We start from the raw sequence: 14,727 nt of genomic DNA on the forward strand, positions 1-14,727 counted from the left end.
CCATCAGATTATTAGGTTGGACAGAGTAACTTTCATGTCGGGATGTGAATGGGAGGGAAATCCATGTTGATAATGGATGAACAAATCAAAGCGTCAGAGGTTTTGCTAACAGGACTCGATGGTGAAGACTTAGGCATAGTATCAAGAGAAGAAGCACTGCGAATGGCGAAAGAACGTAGGGTTTCGCTAGTATGTACCTCCCTGATGACCAGCCCGCCGCCATGCAAACTGATTGGTGCTGGAGCAGCGAGACAGGAAAAGCAGCAAGAGAAGAAGAAAACTGCGAAATCACCCGACAAACGCAAAGTGAAGGAGATTCGGCTGACCCTGCAGATGGAAGACCACGACCGGGAAACCAAGCAATCTCAGGCAGAGCGCATCCTGACGAAGGGTGACTCGGTGAAGTTCGTCATCCAAGTGCATGGAGCCAAGGAAGGAACAGCAGGCAAGGAATGGGCAGAACAGCTGTGCAAATCTCTGGCTGAGTATGGTAGTAAAACGACGGGGGTTCAGGTAAGCGGCAAACAGGTCGTTGTGCAATTGGACCCCATTGGATAATAACGATGAATGAAATTAGCTAAATAACAATGGAACGGTGGGGCTATCCAGTCGTTAATGAATTGGCTGTCCCAAATGCTCCAAAAACCCCGTGAAGCAACAGTGGAACTGCTGCTTCACGGGGTTTTCAGCATGGAATGTCGTTAAACCCTGCTGAACGAACTTCTAATGACCAATACACTTCAAGCTATGTTAGGTTCGCAAGTAACGGCTGCCGCCAATGCGCACATACAACTGTCCCGGCAAGACCGGGGTAGACGAGGCTGTCTGTGAATTTCCGTTGTTACCGTTCTTGGCATATCGGGACAGATATAAAAAGTCTGGATAAATGACCGTATCCATTAAATAGGCTGATACTGTACTTCCAGGAATACGGTTTTGGTTCAATGAACGAATGATTTCTTCCCTGCTTGCAATCCCGATTCCATGTCCATAATATAAATCTTCACGCAGCATAATGGCATTCTCTCCCTGCCACTCTGGTGTTTCAGGGGAAACGTCCGGATTTTTGAAGTACAATACATCTCCAGGAAGCGCAGAGTTGCTTCCGTTCTTTTCCGTTAATCGCAGATCGCTGTCATAGTGCCAGTCATAGAGCAGCAGGTTGCGAAACAGGGAATTGAAATCCTCTTCCCGAATGCTGTTCAATACACCGCCATACAGAACAATTACAGTCGCTGTTGCGCATTCAAAGGCATACAAATGACCATTCTTCCAAATGTCCCGGATTCCCTGCGCAGGCGTCACCTCAGCCCGTAGCTCAAAGCCTCCTTGAGCATTTCGGTTCCAATAGGCCGGGTTACACCTGGATTTCTCGAATGAGGCAAAGCTGACCCCGCTTCGATCCAGCGCTTCCGCAGCGTCTACCAGAGACTCCCGCAGCGTCCATTCAAAGTGAAGATGATCCATGGATTGATAGGTGTATACTGTGGGACTGTTCTGTAGTCGCTGTAACCAGTGCCATGCAAAAGCAGACCAATCCGAACGCACCAGCTCAATCGGTTGATTCGCAACAATAATCATATTCATAACCTCCAGTATCATTGGGATGTTCAGCCTTGTACAAACGGGGATGCACGCGTTATTCTGTAGTATATGACGCCAGTTGTGCGGTTTTGTATGTCTGCAGGTGCAGACAGCATGAACACACGATAAGAATGTCGATTATGGCCTGGATTTTTTGTTCAACTCGTTTATAAATCATTACATTTGGGGTACATCTCTTATAGATGAAGTTATGTTCAGGTCGATCTGTTCATACGGAATATATTCAGATTCCTAATAAAGGAGGATATGCGGTGTCGAATCTAATTGCAGAGAATCGCTCTCTGTTCGAACAGTTATACACACATGCACCGATCGGCATTGCTGTTGCCTCGCATGTGAACGGACGTTGGCTCCAGCTTAATCCGGCATTTTGCGAGATGCTGGGATTCAGTGAAGATGAATTGATTAACGCCCCTCTCGTACATATGATTTATGAGGAAGACGTGGAAATGGGGGAATTTAGATCCCACTTCTGGGATATGACCAACGGATTAAGTCTGATGTATGAAACCGAGCTACGGCTTAAGCGCAAGGATGATTCTCTTCTGTGGGTGACGGTAAGAGCCTGTATCGTCAGGGACGAAGCGAGCGGTAAGCCGCTTTATTTGCTTGTGCAGGCAGCGGATATTTCGAAGCAGAAGGACGCGGAGAATCGACTGATAATACAGCGTGAGCAGTTGGAGGAGAGCAGCCGAATCTCAAGATTACTGGCCGAATCCTCGCTTGACCTGATTGCCATACACCATGCCGACCCGGAACGAACGTTTAAGTACGTATCTCCAGCCAGCACAAGCATGTTGGGATATGATCCGAAAGAAGTTATTGGTCAATCTGGCCTGTTCTGCATTCACCCCAACGATGTGGCTCTGGTCGAGGCTTACGTGGCTGGTCAAATCCAGGGCCTTGCCCCTGACCGAATCAGCTATAGGCTCCTGCATAAGGATGGTTCGGTTGTATGGGCGGACACCATCTCTCATTATTTATATGACAAACAAGGAAATCTGCAGGAAATAATCGCGGTGACCCGTGATATTACAGCGAGTAAGCAGCAGCAATTAAGTCTTCAGGAATACCAGTCATTGTTTGACTGCAACCCTCTAGGCGTTGCTTCATTAGATTTGGACGGAAACTTGCTAAAGGCCAACGCAGGACAGGAGCAATTGACAGGCCATACCAAGGAGGAGCTGCTCAGCAGACCCTTTGATCATCTCATTGACCCGGTTGACCTGGATAAGACGAGGTATCACTTTGAAGAGACTGTAAAAGGAACCGCACAACGCTATGAAGTAGGGCTGATTCACAAAGACGGGCAGCGCATTGAAACGAGTGTAATTAATGTTCCGATTTTGCTCGAAAATCGCGTTGTTGGCGTCTATGGAATAACCAGCGATATTACGGAGTCCAAAAGGTATGTAGAGGAAATCGAAAATCTCAGTTACGAGAGGGCATTGATTCTCGATGCCATGTCTGAGGGAGTTATTGGCCTGAATCAGAACGGAAATCTGATATTTGCCAATCCGATTGCAACGCAGATGATGGATTTTTGTCCGTCTGAAATGAATGGAAAGCCCCTTGAAGAGATTATGTTACAAATGCAAAGTGAGGGTATTCCTTATCCGTCCAATGGTAATCCGATTCTCCAAGCGGTACGTGAAGGGCGAAGCCTGCCGCGATCAGAGTCAGTATTTTGGAAGCAGGATGGCTCCAGCTTTCTTGCGGAGTTCCAACTGAAACCAATTATGGATCAGGGAGACAATCGTGGGGCCGTACTCGTTTTTCGCGATATGACATCGGTGAAGGACATCATTCGTGCCAAGGAAGTGGCAGAGCATGCGGACCGGGCCAAGTCAGAGTTCCTGGCGATTATGAGTCATGAGCTTCGTACACCATTGAATGGGATCATGGGCATGGCTCATCTGTTAAAAGAAACAGAGCTGGATGAGGAGCAGAACGGATTTGCCGATATCATCATCGACAGTGGTGAATCACTGCTGCATATTCTGAATGAAATTTTGGATTTCAGCAAGATTGAAGCAGGTAAAATGGATCTTGAACGCCAGCCAGTTGATATCAAAGCCCTTCTTGGCGGGGTCATGGAACTATTCGCGCTTAGAGCTTCCGAAAAAAATATTGAACTCTACTGTGAAATGTCAGAAGAAATTCCCGAACGTGTAAGAGGCGATGAAACACGGATTCGTCAGATTTTAATTAATCTGGTAGGCAATGCCGTCAAATTCACGGAGAAGGGAAGCATTCAGGTTCACGCGAACGTTAAGCCAGCGGAATTTTACGATGAGAATCACCTTCTCTTGTCAGTTTCAGTCAAAGATACCGGGATTGGCATTCCGTTCAACAAGCAGCATCAACTGTTCCAGTCCTTCTCTCAGCTTGATCCGGCTATCAATCGCAAATATGGAGGCACAGGCCTTGGACTGGCCATCAGTAAGAAGCTGGTAGAACTGATGGGCGGCGCCATTGGTGTACAGAGTGAGACAGGTGAGGGAGCAGATTTCCATTTCACTTTGTTACTTGAACGATGGCAAGATGAGTCGACGGATCGGATTGAAAAGGTGGTTGATCACGACCTGAAGCTGGATCGAACAAGTCTGGCAGCGGGCATCAAAATACTTATAGTTGAGGATCAGTCATTAAACAGTCATTTGCTGGAGGAAATGCTTCGGAAGCTCGGCGGTGTATGTGATATCGTGGAAAACGGTGCAGAAGCGGTGGAGGCATTGGAAAGGGAATCATACGACCTTCTGTTTATGGACATCCAGATGCCCGTTATGGATGGGATTGAAGCGACCAGCAGAATTAGGCAAACCCATCCTGAAATCCCGGTCATTGCTGCCATCACCGCTTTTGCAGGGGCGAACGACCGTGAAGCCTGTCTGAGATGCGGCATGCAGGATTTTATCAGTAAACCGTTCAGCTCTGCGGAAGTTAGTCGTGTATTAAACACATGGGTTCCGTTCATTCGAGCAAAGCACGAGCGCTGATGAGCTCCAAGTGCAACTTATCGAAAAAAATAACCTGCCCTGAAATTTCAGGGGCAGGTTATTTGCGTCTTTCATCGGTGTTGTTAATCTAATCGTCTGACACAGATGTCAGGACCATCCTCCAATTAACCCCGAAAGGGTTACGCACTCGTCATCTTCCAGTTCTGCAATTAGGGTGAGTTCTTCGTTGTCACTTGGGTCCACCGAGAACAATTCACGGCGTCCGTCTTCGTGGACAACAATGACCAACTTATTACCGCTTTTTGTATCAAACTGGTACTTAACTCCGATACCAGGCAGTGGGCATTCCCGGATATTCATGAAATCTGTCACCTCTTTAGCAATTCCATAGTTAATTTAACCGTTCACACAGTACGGATGTATTCTACTATCCATAACACCGTTTGGCAAGTCGGAAGTGAAATAGTAGTCATATCATCCGAGCTTCTTGAGCTGTGGTTATATTTTCCGCGCCTTTCTGGTTCGTCTGCGATGGACTATAAACCAAATAAGTAATGCAATGAATAGCACCAAGGCAATGCCCCCCGTAATAATGATATTCCGAATATTTGGGACCTGTACGGTTAAATCCAGCTTATTCGTATCCAGTGGGGAGACGTGCCAAATTAGAGTTTTTCCATGATCTTCGACCAGATCTGCATTGGATTCCTGTGCCTTGATTGGAAGAGTCAGCTTGAAATCAAAATTGACATCTTTCAGCAGCAAGTTTTTGAGAAATCCAGGCACCTTGTTAATTTGGTCTTTAACCTCACCGTCGGGAACGGTCTGCAGCAGGTCTACTTCCGCAGCTATATGCAATTTGGAAGTGAAAAAACCTGGTGTGGTGGATTGCTCCACCTGGATTCCATCAGGCAGATCCGACGTGCTGAAGGTAGAGACGGTATTACTTTTCTCATAATGGGTCGTCGCCTTGAGTTCTGTGCGATCTCCTTGGTCCGAGACTTCAGCCTGGAAATTATTCTTTTTCAACGAATCTGCGAGCAGTGTCATGAGATTATCTTGTCCCATCATTCCCAGAGCAGAGTCGGTTACGCTGAGATTCAGATCGAGATCTGATGAACCATCCATATTGACCGTGACATGAGCTTCACCATCAGCACAAGCGGATAGGATAGACAGCATAAGAGTAAGTAAAAAAGCGAATAATAGCTGACGATAATAGGGTGTGCGAGTCGACATTCTGTTCAAACCTTTCTGCGTATAATCCAATTCCAATTCCATTTCATAGAAGTATAGTATACACCGTAAGTATGACGGATGAAACTTTGTACCCTACAAGAGCAAGGCGGGAAAATCAAATATCAATGCAAATCTGTTGAATTAGCGATATGACGATTGAAATTACAATGAAAAAGGACACAATATATGGAGTGAGAATGAAGATTTCGTATTTTTGTCAATGTTCAGTCAACTCAAAAGGGGTTTCACCGTGTAAACTGGTAGTAGTGTGAAGAAAAACGGAGCAGGGGGGTTACATTCATGACATACATCATTATTATGGGGATTATTATGGTTGTGGGAATGCTCGGAATGGGCTGGTTCTATAAGATTATGGACAACGATCAACACTAAGATTATAAAAGAAACATGAAAAGACAAGCTTATAAGCTGACTTCGTAACGTATTGCGAGGTGGGCTTATTTGTATATAATCCCAAAAAGTCTAAAAATAGCATGAAATAATGTCGGATTTAAGTGGTATGCTTGTACATGGAAATGTTTTACACTTACTGTTGTAAGCGTTTACAATAAAATTTACGGGAGGCTACATTATGGGTTTGAAGTTGAAAAAAAGATCAGGCAAGAAAGCATGGATGCTGCTGGTTATGTCATTACTGATTGCGGCCGTTCCCATTACAGCCAGCGCAGCATCGGATTCTACAGCGTATGCCAAACTTAATTTCAGCAACAACAAGTATTATATATTCAACAATAGCTGGGGAAGTTCGAGTGTCAGTGGGTGGTCCCAGTCCGTGTATGTGAACAGTAATACAGATCTGGGTTACGTTTGGAACTGGCCAACAACGTCTGGTGGAGTCAAAGCCTATCCTTCTCTTGTCAGTTGCTGGCACTGGACAGAGGGCTATACACCAGGCAGTGGGCTGCCAACACGTTTGTCTGCAAACAAAAGTATCAATACCGGAGTAGGTTATTCTAAGGCGTCCAACACCAATGGAGAATATAATAATGCGTATGATATCTGGCTGCATGACATCGGGAATGCGACCTGGTCAAGTACACCGACCGAAGAAATTATGATCTGGAACGAATGGACTTCCGGTGTAGGACCCATTGGTTCCAAAGTATTTTCGGATGTATCCATTGGTGGACAGACCTATGATCTATACCGTGGCGAAATTACCGACAATGGGGTGCATCAATGGTGGGTATACTCGTTCCTCAAAAAGTCTCAATCCCCCAACAACTTTAGCATCAACGTCAAAAATTTCACCGATTATCTGATTTCCAAAAGTTACTTCACCAACAGCAAATATGTCAGCAGTGTTGAATATGGAACCGAAATTACGAAAGGCAGCGGCCAGATCAATTACTCCAATTGGTATGTAAACGTTCAGTAACTGCTCTATTTATCACGCATTATTCCTGACTCAATGAGATGCTGCTCGGAGGGAGATCTATTCCCGGCTGATGCAGCATCTTTTACATGCATGTCATACCAGACATTCAAGCGTAATATATGTAACGAGTGATGTTGTTCCATTTGACCGATGGACAAATATTTTTCGTAAAGATGGGATTTTTAGGCTGCTCTTTTGTATAATAGGGTTTAGTTCAACTCGGGGAATCCCGAAATATGCCTAATAGGAAAGGGTGTACATAAATGAAATTTAGTGAGTATACGTATACACGTCCCGATCTGGAACAAATCAAAACGTCATTCCGTGAGCTTCTGAGTGGTTTTGAAGCTGCGAATACGGTTGAAGAACAGAGTGGATATATGGACAAAATTAACGCGCTGCGCAGTGATTTTGAGACTCAGGCACAATTGGTCTACATCCGTCATTCCATTGATACCAATGATACGTTCTATAAAGCAGAAAACGAATTTCTGGATGAAAGCTCTCCGATCATTCAAGAATACATTACCGATTATTATCGGGCATTGGTGAACTCCAAATTCCGTGCTGAACTGGAACAAAAATGGGGTTCGCAGCTATTCCAGCTGGCAGATCTGTCCCTGAAGACTTTCAGCCCGGAAATTATCGAAGACCTTCAGAAAGAGAACAAACTTTCTACGGAATACAACCAACTGATTGCTTCGGCCAAAATTCCGTTTGAAGGGGAAGAACGCACATTACCGCAGCTGCACCCTTTTGAGTTGTCCACGGATCGTTCTATGCGGGAGCGCGCATCGGAAGCAAGATATACGTTTATGGCTGAACATGAAGCTGAATTCGATCGCATTTACGACGAATTGGTGAAAGTACGTACGCAAATCGCGAAGAAGCTGGGATATCCATCGTATGTGGAACTCGGCTATGACCGTATGAACCGTACGGATTACAACGCGGAGATGGTGTCCAATTTCAGAGCGCAAGTCCGTGATTATATCGTGCCTGTAGCTACGAAGCTCAGAGAGCGTCAGCGCAGCCGGATTGATGTGGATAACCTTTATTATTACGATCAAGGATTCAGCTTTAAGACGGGTAACCCTACTCCTAAAGGGGATGCGGACTGGATCATTGACAATGGTAAGAAAATGTACGCTGAATTGTCACCGGAAACGGATACGTTTTTCCAAATGATGACCGACAATGAATTGATGGATTTGGTGAGCAAAAAAGGCAAGCAGGGCGGGGGATATTGTACCTTCCTGAACGATTATAAAGTGCCGTTTATTTTCTCCAACTTCAACGGTACATCGGGCGATATCGACGTATTGACACATGAAGCGGGTCACGCGTTCCAGGTATATGAGAGCCGTCACTTTGAAGTGCCTGAATACAATTGGCCGACGTATGAATCCGCAGAGATTCATTCCATGAGCATGGAATTCTTCACTTGGCCTTGGATGGAATTGTTCTTCAAGGAAGATACGGACAAATACAAGTTTGATCACCTGTCTTCCGGACTGCTCTTCATTCCTTACGGTGTAGCCGTCGATGAATTCCAGCATTTTGTCTATGCCAATCCGGATGCAACACCAGCGGAGCGCAAGCAGGCATGGCGCAACATTGAGAAGACTTATCTGCCGCATATCAATTACAAGGATAACGCCTATCTGGAACAAGGCGGATTCTGGCATAAGCAGGGTCACATCTTCTCGTCGCCTTTCTATTACATTGACTACACACTGGCACAAATCTGTGCATTCCAGTTCTGGAAACGCAGCAACCAGGATATGAAGTCCGCATGGGCCGACTACCTGACTTTGTGTAAAGCCGGAGGAAGTCTGTCCTTCACAGGATTGGTCGAACTTGCTGGTCTGAATTCTCCGTTTGAAGACGGCTGCGTATCCTCTGTCATCGGCGATATTGAAGCCTGGTTGGATGGAGTAGACGATAAAGCACTGTAAGCTATATATATTGAACTAAACATTTACACGATAACGCAGAGGACAGAAATAACCTGAAGAAGCGGAGCGTTCGCCTTTATCCCCGGATTTTCCCTTTAAAGAGGGAATCAAAAAAATCTGGGGATAACAGCGATCGGAAGGTTGTTCTGTCATAGGAGTGGCAAGGGTAAATATACTCTAGTTCAATAAAAATATAGGTCGAAGAGGTGAAAGGGAACGAGGAATAGACCAGACGTTATCGCATTCTGAGGCAGGGCGGATTTGAATGTATTCATTTTCCTACCCTATACAAAGAATGCGAGGTTATACCATGTTGGTTTTACTGAATCAACCGTTCCAAAGGAATCAATTAACACCCTTCATCTCGGGTACGAACGGGCATGTGGTCATGGGGGGAGTGCTTGCTGGACTTCAATGCGGCCGCGTCTATGCAGACCGGCTTCATGCTCCGAAAAGTGCACTGATCTGGGCAAAAAACGAAATGTTCTATCTGATCGGAAGATCGGATAATGAACAGTTCAACAGTCTTGTCAGAGAGGTACTCGTTCAGGAGCTTTTCCCTGAGGCGTTAGGCGCTGGAGAAGACATGCTGAATCTTGAAGTGTACCCCGACCCAGGCTCAGACTGGTCTCCAGTCCTGCATCACATGTTTAATGGGCGTTTGCGAGAAGGGGTGCGGGTTCCTTTTCAATTCAATCTTGCAAAGTATGAACAGTGGCGGGAACGCAGTTCCAGCTCCTTGTTTGTTCCTTCTGGATATGAGCTTCAAGTTATCGACCAAGCTGTAATGGTAGAGGACAAAGGTGGTATCATTGAGCATGAAATTTTGAAATTCTGGCATTCAGTGGAGGACTTCTTCCGATACGGAGCAGGCACATGTACGGTTTATAAGGGGCAGGTTGTAGGTACGTGTATCTCGGTGTTTGTCAGTGGCATTCACCACGAAACAGGTATCAATACCTTCGATCCGATACACCGGGGCAAGGGTCTGGCTACGGCCATGGCAAGCGCTTATGTGCAATTCGTTCTGGAACGGAATTGTGTTCCACATTGGACGACAGAGGATTTTCGTCATGATTCCATCGCGATAGCGGGTAAGCTTGGTTTTGAACAAGGCAGACCCTATCCCGTCTATTACATGCCGATTCAGGAGCTTCTGGATTGTGAATAATAAAGATTGAACGAATAAAGTGTGCCGGGTTCGTTAAACGTTTTTTGCACGTTGAAGATTTGCAGGGGCTGTCCCAGAAGTCATGAAAATGACCTGGGATAGCCCTATTTTTGAATTTGTGAATCCAAGAGCAACTTGTTTTTCTTTTCAAGCGCTGATGAGCAGTTGTTGAAGAGCAGTCGCAATCATTGGATGAATTCGTCCAGATGAAACATTTATCAACTTGGTTGTGATTTATTTCACTATATCTGAAAACGGATTCAGTTACAATAAAGACAGTAAATCAGGGGTAACAGGAGGCTGGTTCAGATGGCAACACATGCTTATTATGTTCCGCCCGTGAACTTGATGGGCAGAGGGTGTTTACAGGAAGCAGGCAAGTTGATACAGAATATGGGGATTCACAAGGCGCTTGTCGTAAGTGATCGGCGATTGATCTCTTGCGGCGTTGCTGAACAAGTGCTGTCTATACTAAGAAAAACAGGGTTAGACTATGTGATATATGATGAGGTTCAGCCCAATCCGACCTGTCAGAACGTACATGACGGACTTCAAGTATTTCAGGATCATGGCTGTGACGCCATTATATCGATAGGCGGAGGTTCACCGCAGGATGCTGCCAAAGGCATCGGCATTGTAGCAACCAACGGTGGACATATCCGTGAGTATGAAGGATTACATCAATCGAAACACAAGTCCGTGCCGCTAGTTGCGATTAACACAACAGCAGGCACGTCGAGTGAGGTGACCATGAACTACGTGATTACAGATGAGGAACGCAAGGTGAAAATGGTGATGCTGGATCGAAACAGTCTTGTCGACTTGTCGGTGAATGACCCGGAACTGATGCTGAGCAAGCCTGCCAGTCTTACTGCGGCCACGGGCATGGATGCGTTGACCCATGCGGTGGAGGCCATGGTGACGCCTGGTGGTTTTACTGTAACGAGCGCCACAGCGGCAGCGGCCGTTGAGCTGATCTTTGAATATTTACCCAGAGCCGTTAAGGATGGCAGTGATCTGGAGGCAAGAGAGCATATGACTTATGCGTGTTTCCTTGGTGGAATTGCTTTTAACAATGCGGGCTTGGGCTATGTTCATGCGATGGCTCACCAGCTTGGGGGAGTCTACGATCTGCCACATGGAGTATGTAACGCGATGTTGCTTCCTTATGTAGAAGAGATGAATGCCAAGCATGTACCCGGTAAATTCCGGCATATTGCCAAAGCGATCGGTATGGACGTGAAGGGCAGAAGTGATGAGGAATGCTCCGATTATGTGATTGAGGCAATTCGTCAACTTTCCAAGGAGGTTGGCATTCCCGAGAAACTGTCTGAATTGGGTGTGAAAGACCCTGATGTTGAATGGCTGGCGGATAACGCCATGAAAGATGCCTGTGCACCAAGCAATCCGTATGAACCCTCCAAGGAAGAAGTGATGGAGTTGTTCCGTAAAATTATATAGAGTATCATAGCAATTCGTATAATGGAATGGAAAGTCCCGCTGAAAACAGGAATGGGGATGAGATTATCCAGTGGATAAAAGGAGAAATAGGCCGGGAGGGATCTCGGCTTTTTTATCATATAGTTTTAAAATTTAATTACTTATTTTTCCAGTTAATGTTAAGAGCAAAACAAAAGGATTTTGAAGACCTATTATCGAATACAATATTTAATAACAGCGGCATAAGGGAGGGAGTGATATCCACTTATACTTTTGTCGAAGTTTTCCAGCAAGATTCCTCAACCCGTTTCGTGTTTAATGTTATATAGGAGTCGTGTATTGCATTTTTCACGGGGTACACCTTAATTTGTACATCCACCTATCACCTCTACACAACAAGTCCAGGCAATTCTGCATGTATCATCTACTTTCAGACACTACAAGAATGACGTTCGGCTGCAATTTCGATGAAACACAGTCTGTACAGCATGCTCCTAATCATGACAAAAGTGTCCACACAACAACATATCGGATTATGGGCTCTGAAATGAATCAGAACGAATGCACATGGAGGAGGCTGTAATGATGGCAAAAAAAGAAGTTGTAGCGATGCTGCTCGCTGGAGGGCAAGGCAAAAGATTAAAGGGATTGACCAAATCACTGGCCAAGCCCGCTGTTTATTTTGGCGGAACTTATCGTATCATTGATTTTCCACTTAGTAACTGCTCCAATTCAGGCATCGACACGGTCGGTGTGTTAACCCAATATGAACCTCTCGTGCTGCACTCCTATATTGGCATTGGCAGCGATTGGGATCTGGATCGGAAAAATGGCGGGGTATATGTTCTTCCTCCTCATGAACGTGAAGACGGCAGTAACTGGTACCGAGGTACGGCGGATGCAATCTACCGGAACCTGAATTTTATCGAACAATTCGATCCTGAGCATGTGCTCATCTTGTCAGGGGATCATATCTATAAAATGGATTACGAGAAAATGCTTCAATACCATAAGGAAAAGGATGCAGATTGCACCATATCGGTCGTTGACGTTCCGTTGGAAGAAGCCAGCCGGTTCGGGTTGCTCAACACCCACGATGATTATCGCATCTACGAATTTGAAGAAAAACCTCCTGAACCCAAGAGTACGCTTGCTTCCATGGGTATCTATCTCTTCAAGTGGGATGTGCTTAAACGCTTCCTGATCCAGGACGAACAACAGGCATCCACCTCCTACGATTTTGGCAAAGATATCATTCCCTTGTTACTTGAAAATGAAAAATCACTATACGCCTATCCGTTTGAGGGGTATTGGAAGGACGTAGGTACGATCCGCAGTCTGTGGGAATCCAATATGGACCTGCTGGATGAGGAGACGCCGTTTAATCTGAACGACCCCGACTGGCGTATCTTTACCCGTAACCCCAATCAGCCTGCGCAATATATTTCACCTTCTGCGAAGGTGCGGAACTGCATCATCAGTGAAGGCAGTGTTGTACATGGGGAGGTTAATCACTCGGTGCTGTTCTACGGGATTGAGGTGGGTGAGAATAGCTCAGTCACGGATTCAGTGATCATGCCAAAAGTGAAGATCGGACAACATGTACGTATCCACAAAGCTATTATTGCCGAAGGACTGGTGATTCCGGATGGAGTACATCTGTCGCCTGCCCCTGAGGATGAAAGTGATATTTTACTGGTTGATCAGGAAGAACTGGAACGTCAGCTTCACGAGGGAATGACAAGCAAAGCCTAATCTAACCCCAAAGGACGGTGCATGCGATGAAACCATTGATCGGAGTTATTAACCTTGACCATGAGCTTGAGGAATTGAAGGAATTGACGTACTTTCGCTGCGGAGCCGCGGTGCCATATGCCGGGCGCTACCGTCTGATTGATTTTGTATTGTCCAATATGATGAATGCTGGCATTGAGAGTATCGGCGTATTTGTCCGTCGGAAGTATCGTTCACTCATGGATCATCTGGGAGACGGTAAGCCGTGGGATCTGGATCGCAAGCATGGAGGCATGTTTATTCTGCCCCCGGACTGGAACGATCCAACCGATACGTCACAAGGGGATTTGCAGCATTTTCACAATAATCTCGATTTCTTTCGTCGGGGTTCCGGGCAATATGTCGTTCATGCAGGCAGTCGGCACGTGACCAAAGCAGATCTGCAGGATGTGTACAGGTACCATATAAGCAAAGGCGCGGATGTGACATTGGTTTGCAAAAAAGTGGATCAACTTCTGCCTGAGCATGACGCCTGTGTCAAAGTTGAAGATGACGGGAACGGCAATGTGGTGGACATTCACCAAAGCGCCGATCACCCGAATATATATACAGAAATTTTCATTATGGAAAAAGAACTGTTCCTGCGCCAGGTGCAGCGCTGCATCGCTCATGGAGAAAGCCATTTCTTCCGTGATGTAATCCAGAAAAACCCGGATGGCTTGAACATTGCTGCATATGCCTATGATGGCTATCATGCCGTGATTAATTCAATCGACAGCTATTACCGCAACAGTCTGGAACTGCTAAATAGCGGACTGTATGAACAACTGTTCAAGGAACAGCCTGTTCAGACCAAGATTAAGTATGAGGCTCCGGCTAAATATTTGGACACCGCTGAGGTGAAGCATTCCTTACTCGCAAACGGCTGTATTGTAGGCGGGGAAGTGGAAGACAGTATCCTGTTCCGTGGGGTGCATGTGGCGAAGGGTGCCAAAATTAAAGGTTCTATTATTATGCAAAAATGCTACATCGGAGAAGGCGCCGTTCTGGAGAACGTCATTCTCGACAAAGATGTGAAGCTAAGCGGCGGCCAGACGCTGATCGGCGACCCGTCCAACCCGTATATTTTGGCAAAGAGTACTATTATCTAATACCAATACTTAACCGATATCATCTATAAATATATATAAAATAAAAATCCTGTAGGATGGATTTAAGGTT

The 14,727-nt window shown here is 45.8% G+C and carries 11 protein-coding genes; 8 read left to right on the forward strand and 3 right to left on the reverse strand.

Annotated elements, in window-relative coordinates; genetic code table 11:
- The first annotated feature begins 63 nt into the window (after positions 1–63).
- Complete coding sequence (gene infC / locus QP794_RS11575) at positions 64–558, forward strand: translation initiation factor IF-3 (RefSeq protein WP_285076652.1); 495 nt, start codon at positions 64–66, stop codon at positions 556–558.
- Between the two features lie 192 nt (positions 559–750).
- On the opposite strand, the gene QP794_RS11580 is transcribed toward infC, so the two are convergent.
- The gene (locus tag QP794_RS11580) at positions 751–1,581 is read right to left on the reverse strand and encodes a protein-glutamine gamma-glutamyltransferase (protein WP_285076653.1); all 831 of its coding nucleotides are present in this window, start codon (positions 1,579–1,581) and stop codon (positions 751–753) included.
- 275 nt (positions 1,582–1,856) lie between these two features.
- Here QP794_RS11580 and QP794_RS11585 point away from each other — a divergent pair, with 275 nt between their 5' ends.
- The gene (locus tag QP794_RS11585; protein WP_285076655.1) at positions 1,857–4,604 is read left to right on the forward strand and encodes a PAS domain S-box protein; all 2,748 of its coding nucleotides are present in this window, start codon (positions 1,857–1,859) and stop codon (positions 4,602–4,604) included.
- Positions 4,605–4,712: 108 nt separating this feature from the next.
- On the opposite strand, the gene QP794_RS11590 is transcribed toward QP794_RS11585, so the two are convergent.
- Together QP794_RS11590 and QP794_RS11595 are read right to left on the reverse strand one after the other, a co-directional pair.
- Positions 4,713–4,925, reverse strand: a complete 213-nt coding sequence (locus tag QP794_RS11590; RefSeq protein WP_029881135.1) for a cation:proton antiporter regulatory subunit — start codon at positions 4,923–4,925, stop codon at positions 4,713–4,715.
- Between the two features lie 138 nt (positions 4,926–5,063).
- On the reverse strand, positions 5,064–5,813 hold the full coding sequence (locus QP794_RS11595; RefSeq protein WP_285076658.1) for a hypothetical protein: 750 nt from the start codon (positions 5,811–5,813) through the stop codon (positions 5,064–5,066).
- A gap of 583 nt (positions 5,814–6,396) precedes the next feature.
- On the opposite strand from QP794_RS11595, the gene QP794_RS11600 reads away from it, so the two are divergent.
- The 6 genes from QP794_RS11600 (at position 6,397) to glgD (ending at position 14,657) form a co-directional block, all read left to right on the forward strand.
- The gene (locus QP794_RS11600; RefSeq protein WP_285076660.1) at positions 6,397–7,203 is read left to right on the forward strand and encodes a glycoside hydrolase family 12 protein; all 807 of its coding nucleotides are present in this window, start codon (positions 6,397–6,399) and stop codon (positions 7,201–7,203) included.
- Between the two features lie 263 nt (positions 7,204–7,466).
- Complete coding sequence (locus QP794_RS11605; protein ID WP_285076662.1) at positions 7,467–9,161, forward strand: M3 family oligoendopeptidase; 1,695 nt, start codon at positions 7,467–7,469, stop codon at positions 9,159–9,161.
- A gap of 310 nt (positions 9,162–9,471) precedes the next feature.
- Positions 9,472–10,332, forward strand: a complete 861-nt coding sequence (locus QP794_RS11610; RefSeq protein WP_285076663.1) for a GNAT family N-acetyltransferase — start codon at positions 9,472–9,474, stop codon at positions 10,330–10,332.
- 309 nt (positions 10,333–10,641) lie between these two features.
- Positions 10,642–11,793: an iron-containing alcohol dehydrogenase gene (locus QP794_RS11615; protein ID WP_285076664.1), complete on the forward strand. Its 1,152-nt coding sequence runs from the start codon at positions 10,642–10,644 to the stop codon at positions 11,791–11,793.
- Between the two features lie 564 nt (positions 11,794–12,357).
- Positions 12,358–13,527 (forward strand): glucose-1-phosphate adenylyltransferase, encoded by a 1,170-nt coding sequence (locus tag QP794_RS11620; RefSeq protein ID WP_285077410.1) that lies wholly within the window; start codon positions 12,358–12,360, stop codon positions 13,525–13,527.
- Between the two features lie 26 nt (positions 13,528–13,553).
- Positions 13,554–14,657: a glucose-1-phosphate adenylyltransferase subunit GlgD gene (gene glgD, locus QP794_RS11625; RefSeq protein WP_024631848.1), complete on the forward strand. Its 1,104-nt coding sequence runs from the start codon at positions 13,554–13,556 to the stop codon at positions 14,655–14,657.
- Positions 14,658–14,727: the final 70 nt, after the last annotated feature.

Source organism: Paenibacillus sp. UMB7766-LJ446 (assembly GCF_030226665.1).
GTDB classification, from domain to species: Bacteria; Bacillota; Bacilli; order Paenibacillales; family Paenibacillaceae; genus Paenibacillus; species Paenibacillus vandeheii.

What these genes read in the sequence shown, in the direction of transcription:
- QP794_RS11610 (WP_285076663.1), top strand. Translation starts at nt 9,472, where the DNA reads ATGTTGGTTTTACTGAATCAACCGTTCCAAAGGAATCAATTAACACCC.
- QP794_RS11605 (WP_285076662.1), top strand. Translation starts at nt 7,467, where the DNA reads ATGAAATTTAGTGAGTATACGTATACACGTCCCGATCTGGAACAAATC.
- QP794_RS11600 (WP_285076660.1), top strand. Translation starts at nt 6,397, where the DNA reads ATGGGTTTGAAGTTGAAAAAAAGATCAGGCAAGAAAGCATGGATGCTG.
- QP794_RS11590 (WP_029881135.1), bottom strand. Translation starts at nt 4,925, where the DNA reads ATGAATATCCGGGAATGCCCACTGCCTGGTATCGGAGTTAAGTACCAG.
- QP794_RS11615 (WP_285076664.1), top strand. Translation starts at nt 10,642, where the DNA reads ATGGCAACACATGCTTATTATGTTCCGCCCGTGAACTTGATGGGCAGA.
- QP794_RS11620 (WP_285077410.1), top strand. Translation starts at nt 12,358, where the DNA reads ATGGCAAAAAAAGAAGTTGTAGCGATGCTGCTCGCTGGAGGGCAAGGC.
- glgD (WP_024631848.1), top strand. Translation starts at nt 13,554, where the DNA reads ATGAAACCATTGATCGGAGTTATTAACCTTGACCATGAGCTTGAGGAA.
- QP794_RS11580 (WP_285076653.1), bottom strand. Translation starts at nt 1,581, where the DNA reads ATGATTATTGTTGCGAATCAACCGATTGAGCTGGTGCGTTCGGATTGG.
- infC (WP_285076652.1), top strand. Translation starts at nt 64, where the DNA reads ATGTTGATAATGGATGAACAAATCAAAGCGTCAGAGGTTTTGCTAACA.